We start from the raw sequence: 15,081 nt of genomic DNA, 5'->3' as shown, positions 1-15,081 counted from the left end.
TTATTATTTTTTCAAGGTTAACACTAAACTGATGCTGTACCCAATTTAAGCGCATAGAAATATTAAGGCCCTGAATTTGTATTTGTTTCGGTAGATAATTCAGTAATATAGTATTGCTATAGTTTATTAATATTTAGTTAATATTAATTGCCGAATTTTGCTCCATTAAAAACTATCCTATGAAATTAAGAAATTTATTTATCTGTATTGGCTTAATGCTGGCTATAGCCAGCTGTAAAAAAGACCTGCAAAGCCCACACACGCCCCCCGGCGATACCACTGTTGTACAACAACCGCTGCCTTACACTGTTGTTGAAAATTTTGAAAACGGCACCAAAACGGCTTATGCCATTGCAAATGTTCAGCTAAGTACCGGTTTATGGAGTTTTAACGATGCATTAATAGGCAGTTTGGCCGCTGATGTTAAAGATGGCAATAAAGCAGTAAGGCTGCGCACCGGCGATATCACTATGAAATTTGATGTAAAAGGCTTAAAGCAAATCAGCATCAAACATGCCAAATATGGTAATGACGCCGCATCAACCTGGCAACTGATGATGTCGACAGATAGCGGCGCTACGTTTACGCAACTGGGTACAGACATCGCCGAAAACAGCACCAGCCTGGTTACCGACTAATTTAAGGTGACTACAACAGCAAAAGTCCGTTTCCAGATCAGGAAACTGGGTACAACCCGCATTAACATTGATGATATTACTTTCAAGGGCCTGGGTGATCCGGGAATTATTGTTGGCCCGCCCGATACCGGCGGCAGCGATACTACGGGCAATACCGGCACAGCAGCGCCCGACAGAGGGGTTATTGCAGGCACCGATGCACAGCCGGCAACCGGCGATAACAGCAACATTTTGCTGGGCAACCCATCGGATGCACAACCTGCTATTGTTATGGCCAATAACTACCTCATTGATCAAAAATATTACGAAGAATCATATAACAGCACACGCGGCACACCAAATTGGGTAAGCTGGCATCTTGACGCAACCAATATTACCAACGCCACCGCCCGCCTTGATAATTTTGCCGGTTTTAACGGCTTACCTGCAGGCTTTTATGAGGTAGAAAGCAATAGCTATTCGGGCTCCGGGTTCGATAGGGGGCATAACTGCCCTTCGGCCGACCGTACAAGCTCGGTTAATGCCAACTCGGCTACATTCCTGATGACTAATATGATACCGCAGGCTCCACAAAACAACCAGCAAACCTGGGCAAATCTTGAAAATTACCTGCGCGAGCAGGTTGTTGCCGGCAATGAAGTATACATAGTAATGGGAAGCTACGGAACCGGTGGAACGGGATCAAAGGGATCTGTTAGCACTATTACCAGTGGTCACGTAACAGTACCAAGCAACGTTTGGAAAGTGGCAGTTGTGGTGCCAACCGGCGATGGTGACGTTAACAGGATTACAGCAACCACAAGGGTAATAGCCGTTAATACACCCAACGTTAACACCATTAATGCCGACTGGAAACAATACCGCGTAACCGTACGGGACATCGAGAAGGCTACCGGCTATAACCTGCTGTCAAACCTGCCGCAGGCGGTGCAGGATGCCGTAGAAACTAAAAAGGATAACCTGTAAACTAAAAAGGGCTGCAAACAGCGTTTATTTGCAGCCCTTTTAGCTGAATAATTAGTTATTATCGTCTGCCTTATCCTTTGCGGCTTTATCCTGAGTCTTCTGCAATTTTTCCTGCGCTTTCTTGATAGAGTCTTGTTTTGCTTTAGCCGCTTTCTTCTTTTTATTGAAGAACCCCTTCAGCAAAAAGTTTGACTGTGCCGCTTTCAGATCTTCATTTAAAGTTCCGGTAGTGGCATGTACATTTTTCATGGTTACACGGGCCTGGTTCACAGTACTTTCCAGGCTTTTCGACAGGTTATCATTATTGAGCAGGCGGCCCAGGCTGCCTTTGCCACTGTTCACTTTACCTACAATTTCTGCTAAGCTGCCGGTCATTGATTCGGCATTATCGGCCACCTTAGTTAGTTTGGTTATTATCCTATCCACATCAACCGGGTTTACTGAAGCAAGCCGGCCACCATCGGCCACCTGTTGGTTGCTGGAGATACCCCCGGGAGCTAAAACAACCAGTTTATCGCCCATTAAACCATCGCTGCCTATACTTAGTTTCGAGTCAGTTTTTACAAATTGCCTTACTTTATCGTTCAAGGTAAGATCAACCCGTACCGAGCTATCGGTTATGATGTTAATAGATTGTACCACACCAACATTAATACCGGCAAAGCGTACATTATTGCCTACCTGCAGCCCGTTTACATTTTTAAAGGTGCCATAAACGGTAAAGGTGGAGTTAAACATACTTTTCTGGCTCCCGATAAAAAATACCGCGAGTCCCAGTATTACCAACCCGAGGAAGGTAAAAAGGCCTATTCTTATTTTTTGTGATGATGTGGTTTTCATGTTGTTTCGTTAAAAAATGATCTTACAAGTTCGTTATCAGCCTTATGGAGTTCTTTCCAGGAGCCTTCGGCTATATATTCGCCATCGTTCATTACTACAATCCGGTCGGCCACAATACGTGCACATTCCAGGTCGTGGGTAATGATGATGGATGATGTTTTATATTTTTTTTGCATATGGAGTATTAGTTCGCTGATCTCGCGCGATGTTATCGGGTCAAGGCCGGTGGTTGGCTCATCGTAAAGCATAATTTCGGGGTTTACAATCAATGTACGGGCCAGCCCCACCCTTTTGCGCATCCCGCCCGATAGATCGGATGGCATTTTATCAATAGCGTCAAGCAATCCTACGTTGTCTAACACCTCTTCTACCCTTTTATCAATCTCGGCCTGGTCTTTAAGCTTAAGCACCCTGGTAAGCGGGAATTCGAGGTTATCCCGCACCGTCATGCTATCATATAAAGCCCCGCTCTGGAACAGGAAACCTATTTTAATACGTAACTGCTTTAATTCCTCATCGCTCATCTGTGCCACGTCTTCGCCAAAAACGGTAAGTTCGCCGCCATCTGGTTTAAGCATACCCACAATGCATTGTATGGTTACCGATTTGCCCTGACCGGATTTGCCCAATACTACCATGTTTTCGCCTCGTTTCAGGTCGAAAGTGATGTTTTTCAATACTTCTTTTTCTCCAAAGGCTTTTTTAAGGCCTTTGGCATGTACAACCACTTCATCCTTTGATGCAGATGGCTTTTCCATAGTTTCGATATCTTCCTTTTTTGCTGCCATCTCAATGATAAAATAGTAAACTGGTGATTTGTACTGCTATAGCGTCAATAACGAAGATCCAGAGCGAAGCGGTTACTACGGCCGAATTTGCCGCAATACCCACGCTTTCTGTACCTTTATTGGAGTGATAGCCTTTATAGCATCCAACAAAACCTATAGCGAAACCGAAGAAGATAGTTTTTATAACTGCCGGCAAAAAATCTGAAAAATCAAGCGAGCCTATACACTTCTGAAAATACAGGGTGAAGCTTATTTTATCGTTGATATTAAGGGCAAGGAAACCGCCTGTTAAACCTATTACATCGCCAATTACCGATAATAATGGCACCATTAAGCTGGTTGCTATAATGCGGGTTACCACCAGGTATTGTATAGGGTTGGCGCCAGATACCTCCATGGCATCTATTTGCTCGGTAACCTTCATACTACCCAGCTCGGCGCCAATACTGGAGGCTATTTTACCGGCGCAAATAATGGCGGTAATAACCGGGCCCATTTCGCGCACAAATGATACGGCAAGGGTTTTAGGCAGCATGCTTGCCGCACCAAGCGAGACCAGGGATGGCCGGAGTTGCAGAATAAGCACAAAGCCCATGATGAAGGAAGTGATGCCCACCAACATCAGGGACCTGTAACCAATTTCGTAACATTGCCGCACAAACTCCGACCATTCGAAGCCGCCGGCAAAAATATTTCTGAAAAATCTGCCGAAGAAGACACATTGTTCGCCAATGTTCAACATCCACTTTCGCCAGCCGGTAATTGCCTGTTCTGCCATATATTAGGTTATAATTTGACATACAACAACGTATTGTCAAAATGTTTTGCAGTTCAGAAAAAATTGGCTCTTGGCGGTCGGCTTGCAGGATTTATGACATCGGTACGTCAATGATCAGGTAACGGGATTCTTCTTCGGCTTCAATTGTAAATGAACTACTCTCATAAACACCCATAGCATCCCGTTTGTTTAATAGGGTCCCATTTATTTTAGCACGCCCATCTAACAAGAACACATAAGCGCCGTTGCCGGGCTTTTCTATGGCATAATTTAAAGCTTTTCCAGCCTCGAAAGTACCCATGCTAAAAGTGGCATCCTGGTGCAGCCAAAGGTTACCTTCGCTCCTGTCGGGTGATACCAGGACAGTTAGTTCATTTAACTTAAACTGATCGGTAAAACTCTTTTGATCGTATCTCGGTGTTACATTTCGGTCTTTCGGAAACAACCATATCTGTAAAGTTTTAGCTATTGCTGTTTTCGACGCATTATATTCGGAATGATAAACTCCGGTTCCGGCCGACATAACCTGAACATCCCCGGCGTTGATAACACCTTTGTTGCCCATATTATCCTGATGCTCCAGGCCGCCTTCCAGCGGGATGGTCACAATTTCCATATTATCATGCGGATGCAGGCCAAAACCTTTGCCTGCGGCTATAATATCATCATTTAAAACCCTAAGAGTTCCAAAACTCATCAGTTCGGGGTTATAGTAAGGGCCAAAGCTGAATGAGAAATTTGCCTTTAACCAGCCTATATCGTTTTTACCGCGTTCATTTTCGGGATAAAATATTGTTTTCATTGTTATGTTTTCCTTTTTTATATGTTTAAACATCAATAGGTGTGCCAAGAGGCTGGCCTGGCAGGTTAATAAGGCGGCGAAGACTCACCCGACGAGGCTGCGCCCGTCACCCTCTCTCTTCTGCTTCGCAGGAAAGAGGGACTTGAATATGGACAAATTTACGGCAATGAGTATAACTAACCGTTTAAACCCCTCTTTCCACCCGCAGGGTGAAGAGAGGGTGACGGGCGCAGCCTCGTCGGGTGAGTCTTCGCCGCCAATTCAACCCGCCTCATATTTGCACTGATTTAATTATATGTATTTTTGCAAAAAATTAAGTATCAATGGCAAATAAAGCTATTATTGCAGGTTCAACAGGACTTATTGGCAGTAAATTGCTCCAAATTTTGCTGCGCGAAAGCTTTTACGACGAAGTTTTGATCCTGGTAAGGAAAAAAACAGATCTCGATCATAAGAAATTAACGCAGCTGGTGGTCAATTTCGACCAGCTGGATAGCTATTCCGATGCGCTAACGGGGCATGCTTTATTCAGTTGCCTGGGTACAACCAATGCCAAAACACCGGATAAAACAGTTTACAGGCATATCGACCATGATTATCCCGTTCAACTGGCGCAATTGGCTTTAAAGAATGGTATCAAACAGTATCACCTGGTATCATCTATAGGTGCCAATGTGGGTTCGTCATTTTTTTACACTAAAACCAAGGGCGAAACTGAGGCTGATATCCGGCAATTAGGATTACCTGCGTTACATATCTACCGCCCATCTATGTTAACAGGCAACAGGCAGGAAAAACGATCAATGGAAAAAGCGCTGATCGCTTTCTATAAAATAATAAATCCACTGTTATTTGGCAGCTGGAAGAAATACCGGAGCATCGCCGGCGAAACGGTGGCTATGGCCATGTACAAACAATCAATAAAAAACAATACAGGCACGTTTATTTACGAGTCTGATCAAATAAAGCAACTATCGTGAGTACTTATCTATCTGCCGAGAACCTTGGCCATCAATTTCATGACAACTGGTTATTTAAAAATATAACCATAGGCATTAACCGCGGCCGCAGGGTTGCACTGGTTGGTGTTAACGGCGCCGGCAAATCAACCTTATTAAAATTACTGGCCGGCTATATAAAACCGACCGAAGGCAAGGTGGTGCAAGCACACGACCTGAATATGGGCTACCTGGAACAGGATCCCGGCTTTAAGGATGCCGTAACCATCAGCGATTATATTTTTCATGCCGATGATGTACAGCAGCAAATGATCCGTAAATACGAGGAACTGCTGGAGAACGATCCTGACAACGCCAAGGCACTTGAAAAGATCATGGAAGAGATGAGCGAGGTTGATGCCTGGGAGTATGAGTACAAAATAAAAACTATTTTGGGCCGCCTGGATATTCATCACCTTAACCAGCACATCAGCACACTATCGGGCGGCCAAAAGAAACGTTTGGCGCTGGCTAAGCTGTTAATTGAAGACCCTGACATTTATATTTTAGATGAGCCTACCAACCACCTGGATATTGATACCATAGAGTGGCTGGAAAAGTTACTGACCGACGGATCTAAAACCATACTGATGGTTACACACGATAGGTACTTTTTAGATAACGTTTGTAACGAGATATTGGAGATTGATCGTGGTAAGATAGTACCTTATAATGGCAGTTACGCCTATTACCTTGAAAAGAAAGCCGAGCGCGATGCGGCAGACGAAGCATCTTTCCAGAAAAACAGCAACCTTTTACGGAAAGAACTGGAATGGATGCGCCGCCAGCCACAGGCACGTGGTACCAAATCAAAAGCGCGCATTGATGCTTTTTATGACCTTGAAGAAAAGACTAAGCAGGGTGGCGCCCGTGAGAAGGTTGAATTAAGTGTTAAAACAGCACGCCAGGGCAACAAGATTATGGAAATGGAGCATCTGTATAAAGGCTTCAACGGCATTACCTATATCGAAAACTTTAGCTATGTATTTAAAAAAGGCGACAGGATTGGCTTAGCCGGTAAAAACGGTACAGGAAAATCAACCCTGTTAAATTTAATTACCGGAGGTTTACAACCCGATAAAGGAACCATTGTAAAAGGCGAAACTACGGTTATCGGCTACTTCCACCAATCGGGAATTGTATTTAAAGAGGATGACCGTGTAATAGATGTGGTAAAAAACGTGGCTGAGTTCATCACCATGGCCGATGGTAAAATGATTTCGGCCTCGGCCCTGCTCACTTTGTTCCTGTTCCCTCCTGCCAAGCAGTATGGTTTCATATCCAAACTAAGCGGCGGCGAAAAGAAACGTTTGCAGCTGATGAGCATCCTGATGAAGAACCCTAACTTCCTGATCCTGGATGAGCCTACCAACGATTTGGATATCGACACCTTGAATGTGTTGGAAGAGTTTTTAACCAATTATTCGGGTATATTAATGATGGTATCGCACGATAGGTATTTGCTTGATAAACTAACCGACCAGCTATTTATTATGGAAGGCCAAGGTAAAGTGCGCATCTATAATGGCAACTATTCATCATACCGGGTTGAGCTGGATGAAGCTAAACAACAGACTAAAAAAGGCAATACCGCCCCTACCCCTGTTGCTGCTCCTGTTGTTAAAAAAAGTAAATTAAGCTTTAAAGAAGCCAAGGAACTGGAGACTATAGAAGCTGAAATTACCGTTATAGAAAACAGCATAAAAGCTAAAACCGACGAGTTAAACAAGGTAGGAATTGAGTTAGCAAAGCTTAATGAAACCATAGCGCAGATAGCCGATTTAAATAAAAAACTGGATACTAAAAGCGCCCGTTGGATGGAACTAACAGAATTAAGCGGAGTATAAAATGAAATTATCAGATATCATAGCATCAATAGGTGTTATCATTTTATTGATAGCCTTTGTGCTTAATTTACTGAATAAACTATCGTCAGAAAGCAGGCTATACAAGCTATTGAACTTTATAGGTGCAGGTACTTGCTGTTATGCATCGTATATGGTAAGCTTCTACCCTTTTGTTGTTTTAGAGGGTGTTTGGGGTACTGTGGCACTGGTATCTTTATTGCGGGTTCCACGTGGAACGTCCGTTTAAAAGAAGGTTATTTATAGCTATTTTAACACACAAATGCTATACAAATGATATACTATTGAATAATAAAGCGACATTTTTATGCAATAAATTGATACTTTTTAATACAAATATTACAAACGATAAGATAATACAGATACTCATGTTCCACGTGGAACATGAGTATAAAATAGAGTCATACTCTCATTATATATTCAGCTCAATGCTGGTGGTTTGATGTTCCACGTGGAACATCAAAAAGATAACACCATCAGATCGGCATTAATAAAAGCGGTAATAACCGCAGTTTAAATAAATACTACTTGGCACCTTTTAAAGCTAATTAAATCATATAAACCATCCGGGTTTTATTCGTGTAATTAGAAAAAAATCGAGACAATTAGTGTAATAAATTTGATTGTTCCACGTGGAACATGGAGGTATAAAATGTTTAAGAAATATAACGTTATTGTGGTTGGTGCAGGGCATGCAGGCTGTGAAGCAGCGGCAGCAGCAGCCAACCTTGGGTCGTCTGTTTTGCTCATCACCATGAATATGGGCGTGATTGCACAGATGAGTTGTAACCCGGCCATGGGCGGTGTTGCCAAGGGACAAATAGTGCGCGAGATTGATGCTTTGGGTGGCTACTCGGGTATTATCACCGATAAAACATCTATCCAATTCAGGATGCTCAACCAGTCGAAAGGCCCTGCTATGTGGAGCCCAAGAGCGCAAAGCGACCGTATGCGGTTTGCCGAAGAATGGCGTTTAGCATTGGAGCGTACCCCCAATGTCGACTTCTGGCAGGATACTGTTTCATCCCTTTTAATTAAAGGAAATACCATTGCAGGCGTACGTACTTCCTTAGGTGTCGAGATAGAATCCGACGCCGTTGTACTTACCAATGGTACCTTTTTAAATGGTATCATCCACATAGGCGAGAAGAAATTTGGAGGTGGCCGGGCCGGAGAAAAATCGGCAACAGGCCTAACCGAACAATTGATTGAATTAGGCTTTGAGGCTGGCCGGATGAAAACCGGCACCCCTCCCCGCATCGACGGACGCAGCCTTAATTATGGGTTGATGGAAGAGCAATGGGGCGATGAAGAACGCGGTCGTTTCTCTTACACCGATATCGAAATGATCCAACAGCAACGCTGCTGCTGGATTACTTATACCAATACCAATGTACACGAAACCTTAAAAGAAGGTTTCGAAAAATCACCAATGTTTACCGGTCGCATTAAAGGATTAGGCCCAAGGTACTGCCCTTCTATTGAAGATAAGATAAACCGTTTTGCCGAACGCGACCGTCACCAGATTTTTGTTGAGCCGGAAGGATTGAACACTGTAGAGATATATGTAAATGGTTTCTCAACCTCTTTGCCCGAAGATGTGCAGTACAAAGCATTGATCCAGATACCAGGATTTGAGAACGCCAAAATGTTCCGTCCGGGGTACGCCATCGAGTATGATTATTTCCCGCCTATACAATTAGGTCTTACTTTAGAAACCAAGCTGATCAGCAATCTTTACTTCGCCGGGCAAATCAACGGTACCACCGGGTACGAGGAAGCAGCATCGCAAGGCTTCATAGCAGGTATCAACGCGCATCAAAAAATCAATGATAAGCACGAACTCATCCTGAAAAGATCGGAGTCATATATAGGTGTGTTGATTGACGACCTGGTAACCAAAGGCACCGAAGAACCATACCGCATGTTCACTTCAAGGGCCGAGCACCGCTTGTTGTTACGACAGGATAATGCCGATATCCGCCTATCCCCAATAGGCCATGATTTAGGTTTGATAAGCGACGAGCGTTTAGATAAGGTAAATCAGAAGATTAAAAACTCGGATGATATTGTTGCCTACACCCGCACCAAATCCATTGACCCATCGGCAGTAAATGGTTTGCTGAATGAGCTGGGTACATCGGCCATTAACCAGGGTGCCAAACTTTTCAATCTGTTAAGCCGCCCACAGGTTGGTTTCAATGATCTTAAAAAAGCCGACACTGGGTTGCAAGAATTATTATCGGCCTATGACAAAGAAACAATTGAGCAGGCTGAAATAAAAATCAAATATGAGAGTTACTTTATAAAAGAAATGGAAATTGTTGACCGGATGAAAAAAATGGAAGACCGCGAGATCAATCCAAATTTCGATTATCACACTTTAGTTTCGTTATCAAAAGAAGCCCGCGAAAAATTGATGAAGATAAAACCACGCACTTTAGGCCAGGCATCTCGAATTTCGGGCGTCTCGCCGTCAGATATTTCGGTTTTAATGGTTCATGTATCCCGGTAGCTTATAACTAACTGATAATTAATAATTTACAAAAAGTCTTTTTAAATCAATTATTTTAGATTTCTAATAGTAGGATTCGTAAAAATATAAAAATCGCTTATATCGCCTAAAAACCATGTTAAATCAAAAATCGGCTAATTTTTACAATTTTTTCTTCTATATTTTTGTCGCTTTGGTCATTTTTGGCTGCGCAGCCCAGCAACAACCGCAGGGAGGCCCCAGGGATGTAACACCGCCGGTTTTGGTGAAGGCCTTGCCGGCCAACAAGACCCGTAATTTTGCCGCCAAAGAAATTAACCTGGAATTTGACGAGTTTATAAAACTGGCCAACCAGTACACCGAAATTACCATGAGCCCTACCATGGAAAAACAACCGGAGTACACCGCCAATAAAAAACACCTGCGCATAGTTTTTAAAGACACCCTTAAAAAAAATACAACCTACGTTATCAATTTTGGAAAAGGCATTCAGGATGTAAACGAAAGTAACGTGATGAAAAATTTCACTTACGTTTTTTCAACCGGTCCGCATATCGATTCACTCAGTATTTCTGGAAATGTAAATAACACCCTGACCCAGGAAAAAGAAAAAGACGTAACCGTAATGCTTTTCCCGCTAAAACAAGACTCCCTCCTGTTTGGCAAAAAAAAGCCATCTATTTTTACCACTACAGATTCATCGGGAAATTTTAGTTTGAATAATTTACATGAAGACCAGTACCGCATCTACGCGTTAAAAGAAGCAAGCCCCGATAAAATTTTTAATAACGATAATGAACTCATCGCTTTTTTAAAGAAACCCATCAACCTTAAATCTGATACGGCAAATATAAAACTAAACCTGTTTAAGCAATTCCCCGAAAAATTCAGATTCTCGGAAAAACGATTTGACGTTGATGGCAAAATGTTATTTGTTTTTAATAAGGCTTTGCAAAACCCATCGCTAAAAATAATTTACCCCGCAGATATCAATAACCAAAAATATGTTGAGTTTAGCAAGACCAAGGATACCGCATCGGTGTTTGTAAAATACATGAACTTCGATTCTATCCGGGTAGCTGTTTATGACAACAATAAACCGGTTGATACCACGTATCTGCTAAAACAGAAAAAAGAAACCTTCACCAGGGTATTCAATTTTAAATACAATGTATCAAACGATAAGCTAAAGCCGGGTAACGATCTTAAAATTACCAGCAACCTGCCCGTAGATGTTATTGACAATGCGCAGATCACACTAAAGGAGGATTCAATTGGCCTGGGCTCATCCGATTATACTTTGCAAAAAGATACCGGCAATGTTAAAAGTTTAACACTTAAATACCGTTGGCGGCAAAACGCCAAATATGAGCTTATTTTTAATCCCGGCGCATTCACGGATATATACGGTGATAAAAATAAATTTACTTCAAAAAAATTCCAGCCTGATAAGCCCGAAAACTATAGCTCACTTACCTTGAAGGTTACTTTGCCCGATACCTCAAAAGCTTACGTTGTTGAGCTGCTGAATGACCAAAAGGTAGTGTTGGAAACAACCCCCATCAGGCGAAACGGCCCGGTAGTTTATAAAACTATTTTAACCGGCAAGTACTTCGTTAGGGTAATTTATGATGAAAATAAAAACGGCCGGTGGGACAGCGGTAACGTGCACTTAAAAAAGCAACCGGAAAATACCTGGGTAAACGAAAAAGAGATTACCCTGAGGCCCAACTGGGAGGCCGAGGAGCCTATTGTAGTGCCCAGGGAGCCACTTACTCCATAAACCAACCCGAATACATGATATAGTTTTTTGGAAGCTGCTTAAGCAGCTCTATTTGCTGATCTGTTAAAGGTTTTATTTTTTTTGCAGGCATACCGGCATATAAAAAACCCGATTCGCAAACGGTATTTTCCAGTACTACGGCACCGGCAGCAATGATCACAAACTGGTTAACAACCGCATGATCCATCACGATGGCGCCCATACCCACCAGGGTATGGTCATGCAGTGTACAGCCATGCACCAGGGCGTTATGGCCTATAGATACGTTACTGCCAATATTGGTAGGCGCCCTTAAATAAGTGGCATGTATCACCGCTCCATCCTGAATATTAGTATTATCCCCTATCCTGATATAATGCACATCGCCGCGAATAACCGCATTAAACCAAACCGAACAATTACTGCCCATCACCACATCCCCAACAATGGTTGCATTTTCGGCAATGAAACAATCTTCGCCCCAGATTGGGCTTTTATCTTTAACGGGTAGTATCACCATTTTAATTATTGAATTACTGATTTATTGAATTATTGATTGGAGCTGCACTTTTAGCCAATTATTGAATTACTGATTGAAGCTGCACTTCTTAGCTAATTATTGAATAATTAAATGCTTTTCAATTGCTTATTTTACGACTTATTGATGGTAACCGTTTTTCTGGATGCCGATACTATTTTCAGAATTTGGTTAGCTTCATCTATCAAAATTGCAATATCGGAAAGTTTAATGATTTCAGCTTCGATTAATACCTCCATCCAAAATACAGATTCATCTGCTTCTTCAACCACTATGGATAACTTGGCATGAAACTCTGCCTGAGACCGGGCCCGGCAAGCAGCCCTGTAATTTGCACCTACGGACGAAGACGACCGTAATAACTGCCTCCCAATTATTTTCGCTTCTTCTGTTTTAGGTAAAGACTTGAAAAGTTTAATATTATCGACAACAAATTTCTTGGTTCTTTTTTTGAACATCTCGGCAAACTCAATTCTGCTAACATCATTCATGTATACCTAAGGTAATTCAATAATTCAATAATTCAATAATTCAATAATTCAATAATTCAATAATTCAATAATTCAATAATTCAATAATTCAATAATTCAATAATTCAATAATTCAATAATTCAATAATTCAATAATTCAATAATTCTTTTTTATTCCTATGTTTGGATACAAATTTAAGCGGAAATAGCTCAGCTGGTAGAGCATCAGTTTCCCAAACTGAAGGCCGCGGGTTCGAATCCCGTTTTCCGCTCTAATAGTTAAAGCAATGTTCTAACCACCCGTCATTGCGAGGTACGAAGCAATCCCGAACTATATGGGACTTAGCACATCGGGGATTGCTTCGTACCTCGCAATGACGGTGAGAGAATTAACTTTTATTTCAATTCAGATCATCAACTAATCCATCGTAAAGATCTTTCCATTCAGGATTCATTTCATTTATCAATCTGATCTTATTAGCCCTGCTTCCACCTTTCAATAATTTCTCAGCCGCAATGGCCTCTTCTATATGTGGGTAGCCTTCATAGTAAACTAATTTATTACAATTGTACTTTGCTGTAAAACTATCAGGATAGGTTTTATTTTTATGATCCCAGATCCGGCTTACTATATCCGAGGTTACACCGATATACAAAACAGAATGTGTCATGTTAGTAACGATGTAAATATAGCCCCCTCTTCCCATAGTTAGATATTTGTGAAGTATACTTCATATAACCACCCGTCATTGCTTCGTACCTCGCAATGACGAGTGGTTTACAACCCCAGCCTTGCCGATATCTCCAGCATCCTTTCAATGGGTTTAACAGCTTTTTCAATAATATGCTTTGGTACGGTAACCTCAGGATATCCATTCTTTAAACACAGGTACAATTTTTCAATCGTGTTGCGTTTCATGTGCGGGCAATCGTTGCAGGCGCAGCTGTTATTTGGCGGCGCCGGAATAAATATCTTATCCGGGTTCTCTTTTTGCATCTGGTGCAGTATTCCGGCCTCTGTAGCCACTATAAACTCTTTTTCGGGATGAGTACCCGCGTACTTTAAAATACCCGTTGTAGAGCCTATATAGTCGGCCATTTGCAATATCACTTCTTCACATTCGGGGTGGGCCAGCAGCTTTGCACCGGGGTGTCTCTCCTTCAGTTTGGTTATCTTTTCGCGACTGAAAATTTCGTGCACCATGCAGGCACCGTTCCATAACACCAGGTCGCGACCTGTTTTTTTGGCCACGTATGCGCCAAGGTTTTTATCGGGGCCGAAGATGATCTTCTGATCTTTCGGCAGGCTCTCTACAATTTGCACCGCGTTGCTTGATGTACAAACAATATCACTTAAAGCTTTCAGCTCGGCCGTACAGTTTACGTAGGTGATTACCAGGTGATCGGGATAGTTTTCCTTAAACTTTTTAAACAAATGTGGCGGGCAACTATCTGCTAATGAGCAACCTGCCTTCACGTCGGGTAGTAAAACCTTCTTTGAAGGCGAAAGTATTTTGGCAGTTTCTGCCATGAAATGCACACCGGCAAAAACAATAACATCGGCATCCGTTTTAGCAGCCTGCTGCGATAGCCCAAGGCTATCGCCAATATAATCTGCAATATCCTGTATATCGGGATCCTGGTAGTAATGGGCCAGAATGACGGCGTTTTTTTCCTTTTTAAGTTTTTCAATTTCATCAAACAAGTCAAGGGTTGGGTCGATGTATTCGTCCACAAATCCTGTCACATTTATTTCTTCGAAGATATCCATTTCAACAAATCAATTAATAACAACTAATTTTATATATAAATAAAACTATTGTTTGTTATGGTGTTAGTTATGTGCAAAAGTCATTTAAAAAAATGCTTTAAAAGTTATTTTTCACTTTTTATTAACAGTTTTCCACAGGTTTTTATTTTCTATTGAATTGATCCTGTGATTTGTATGACAATCAAATATTAATTTAAAAAGTTATTTGTTAATAATTAGGTAACCTGTAAAATGTTAGCTTTAGTGTTTAAACTGCGCAAAAGTCGCTGAAAAATTATTCACTTTCAGCATCAAAAGTGGAGTTCTCCACACTTTGATTATTTGTTAGCTATTTGTTTACACGAAATTAACATGTTTTATACGGGTTATTA

15 protein-coding genes and 1 tRNA gene are annotated in these 15,081 nt (G+C 41.8%); 8 read left to right on the top strand and 8 right to left on the bottom strand.

Translation table 11 applies throughout. The features are described 5' to 3' along the window. Positions 1–179: 179 nt before the first annotated feature. The gene (locus tag FSB76_RS32490; protein ID WP_225976509.1) at positions 180–638 is read left to right on the top strand and encodes a hypothetical protein; all 459 of its coding nucleotides are present in this window, start codon (positions 180–182) and stop codon (positions 636–638) included. A gap of 6 nt (positions 639–644) precedes the next feature. Beyond that, positions 645–1,604, top strand: a complete 960-nt coding sequence (locus FSB76_RS13885) for a DNA/RNA non-specific endonuclease (RefSeq protein WP_225976508.1) — start codon at positions 645–647, stop codon at positions 1,602–1,604. 51 nt (positions 1,605–1,655) lie between these two features. On the opposite strand, the gene FSB76_RS13880 is transcribed toward FSB76_RS13885, so the two are convergent. The 4 genes from FSB76_RS13880 to FSB76_RS13865 all read right to left on the bottom strand — a co-directional run bounded on the left by FSB76_RS13880 (position 1,656) and on the right by FSB76_RS13865 (position 4,812). Then, positions 1,656–2,444 carry an MlaD family protein gene (locus FSB76_RS13880; protein WP_147054266.1) on the bottom strand — a complete coding sequence of 263 codons (789 nt, stop codon included), beginning with the start codon at positions 2,442–2,444 and terminating at the stop codon, positions 1,656–1,658. Next, a complete protein-coding gene (locus tag FSB76_RS13875; RefSeq protein WP_147054264.1) occupies positions 2,441–3,232 on the bottom strand; it encodes an ABC transporter ATP-binding protein in 792 nt (263 codons plus the stop codon). The genes FSB76_RS13880 and FSB76_RS13875 overlap by 4 nt, the downstream gene beginning before the upstream one ends. A 1-nt stretch (position 3,233) precedes the next feature. Then, a complete protein-coding gene (locus tag FSB76_RS13870; RefSeq protein ID WP_147054262.1) occupies positions 3,234–4,010 on the bottom strand; it encodes an MlaE family ABC transporter permease in 777 nt (258 codons plus the stop codon). 91 nt (positions 4,011–4,101) lie between these two features. Beyond that, a complete protein-coding gene (locus FSB76_RS13865; protein ID WP_147054260.1) occupies positions 4,102–4,812 on the bottom strand; it encodes a pirin family protein in 711 nt (236 codons plus the stop codon). Between the two features lie 323 nt (positions 4,813–5,135). Here FSB76_RS13865 and FSB76_RS13860 point away from each other — a divergent pair, with 323 nt between their 5' ends. The 5 genes from FSB76_RS13860 to FSB76_RS13840 all read left to right on the top strand — a co-directional run bounded on the left by FSB76_RS13860 (position 5,136) and on the right by FSB76_RS13840 (position 11,952). Further along, entirely contained in the window at positions 5,136–5,792 is a 657-nt protein-coding gene (locus FSB76_RS13860; protein ID WP_147054258.1) for an NAD(P)H-binding protein, read from the top strand. After that, positions 5,789–7,657: an ABC-F family ATP-binding cassette domain-containing protein gene (locus tag FSB76_RS13855; protein ID WP_147054256.1), complete on the top strand. Its 1,869-nt coding sequence runs from the start codon at positions 5,789–5,791 to the stop codon at positions 7,655–7,657. The genes FSB76_RS13860 and FSB76_RS13855 overlap by 4 nt, the downstream gene beginning before the upstream one ends. Position 7,658: 1 nt before the next feature. Then, the gene (locus FSB76_RS13850; protein WP_147054254.1) at positions 7,659–7,904 is read left to right on the top strand and encodes a CBU_0592 family membrane protein; all 246 of its coding nucleotides are present in this window, start codon (positions 7,659–7,661) and stop codon (positions 7,902–7,904) included. A gap of 423 nt (positions 7,905–8,327) precedes the next feature. Continuing rightward, positions 8,328–10,190, top strand: coding sequence for a tRNA uridine-5-carboxymethylaminomethyl(34) synthesis enzyme MnmG (gene mnmG, locus FSB76_RS13845; protein WP_147054252.1), 1,863 nt, complete (start codon positions 8,328–8,330; stop codon positions 10,188–10,190). Positions 10,191–10,305: 115 nt separating this feature from the next. Further along, positions 10,306–11,952 carry an Ig-like domain-containing protein gene (locus FSB76_RS13840; protein WP_147054250.1) on the top strand — a complete coding sequence of 549 codons (1,647 nt, stop codon included), beginning with the start codon at positions 10,306–10,308 and terminating at the stop codon, positions 11,950–11,952. On the opposite strand, the gene FSB76_RS13835 is transcribed toward FSB76_RS13840, so the two are convergent. Both FSB76_RS13835 and FSB76_RS13830 read right to left on the bottom strand, forming a co-directional pair. Continuing rightward, entirely contained in the window at positions 11,942–12,451 is a 510-nt protein-coding gene (locus tag FSB76_RS13835; RefSeq protein ID WP_147054248.1) for a gamma carbonic anhydrase family protein, read from the bottom strand. The two genes, FSB76_RS13840 and FSB76_RS13835, sit on opposite strands and share 11 nt — an antisense overlap. 131 nt (positions 12,452–12,582) lie before the next feature. After that, positions 12,583–12,960 carry a four helix bundle protein gene (locus FSB76_RS13830; RefSeq protein ID WP_147054246.1) on the bottom strand — a complete coding sequence of 126 codons (378 nt, stop codon included), beginning with the start codon at positions 12,958–12,960 and terminating at the stop codon, positions 12,583–12,585. Positions 12,961–13,138: 178 nt separating this feature from the next. Between FSB76_RS13830 and FSB76_RS13825 the strand changes: the two genes are divergently transcribed. Continuing rightward, positions 13,139–13,211, top strand: a tRNA-Gly gene (locus FSB76_RS13825). 129 nt (positions 13,212–13,340) lie between these two features. Here the strand turns inward: FSB76_RS13825 and FSB76_RS13820 are convergent. Together FSB76_RS13820 and nadA are read right to left on the bottom strand one after the other, a co-directional pair. Beyond that, entirely contained in the window at positions 13,341–13,646 is a 306-nt protein-coding gene (locus tag FSB76_RS13820) for a GIY-YIG nuclease family protein (RefSeq protein WP_147054244.1), read from the bottom strand. Positions 13,647–13,717: 71 nt separating this feature from the next. Continuing rightward, complete coding sequence (gene nadA / locus FSB76_RS13815) at positions 13,718–14,710, bottom strand: quinolinate synthase NadA (protein WP_147054242.1); 993 nt, start codon at positions 14,708–14,710, stop codon at positions 13,718–13,720. Positions 14,711–15,081 lie beyond the last annotated feature (371 nt).

This window comes from Mucilaginibacter ginsenosidivorax, assembly GCF_007971525.1.
GTDB classification, from domain to species: Bacteria; Bacteroidota; Bacteroidia; order Sphingobacteriales; family Sphingobacteriaceae; genus Mucilaginibacter; species Mucilaginibacter ginsenosidivorax.
The sequence above is the reverse complement of the archived record's forward strand: the minus strand, read 5'-3'. Positions and strand labels throughout refer to the sequence as shown.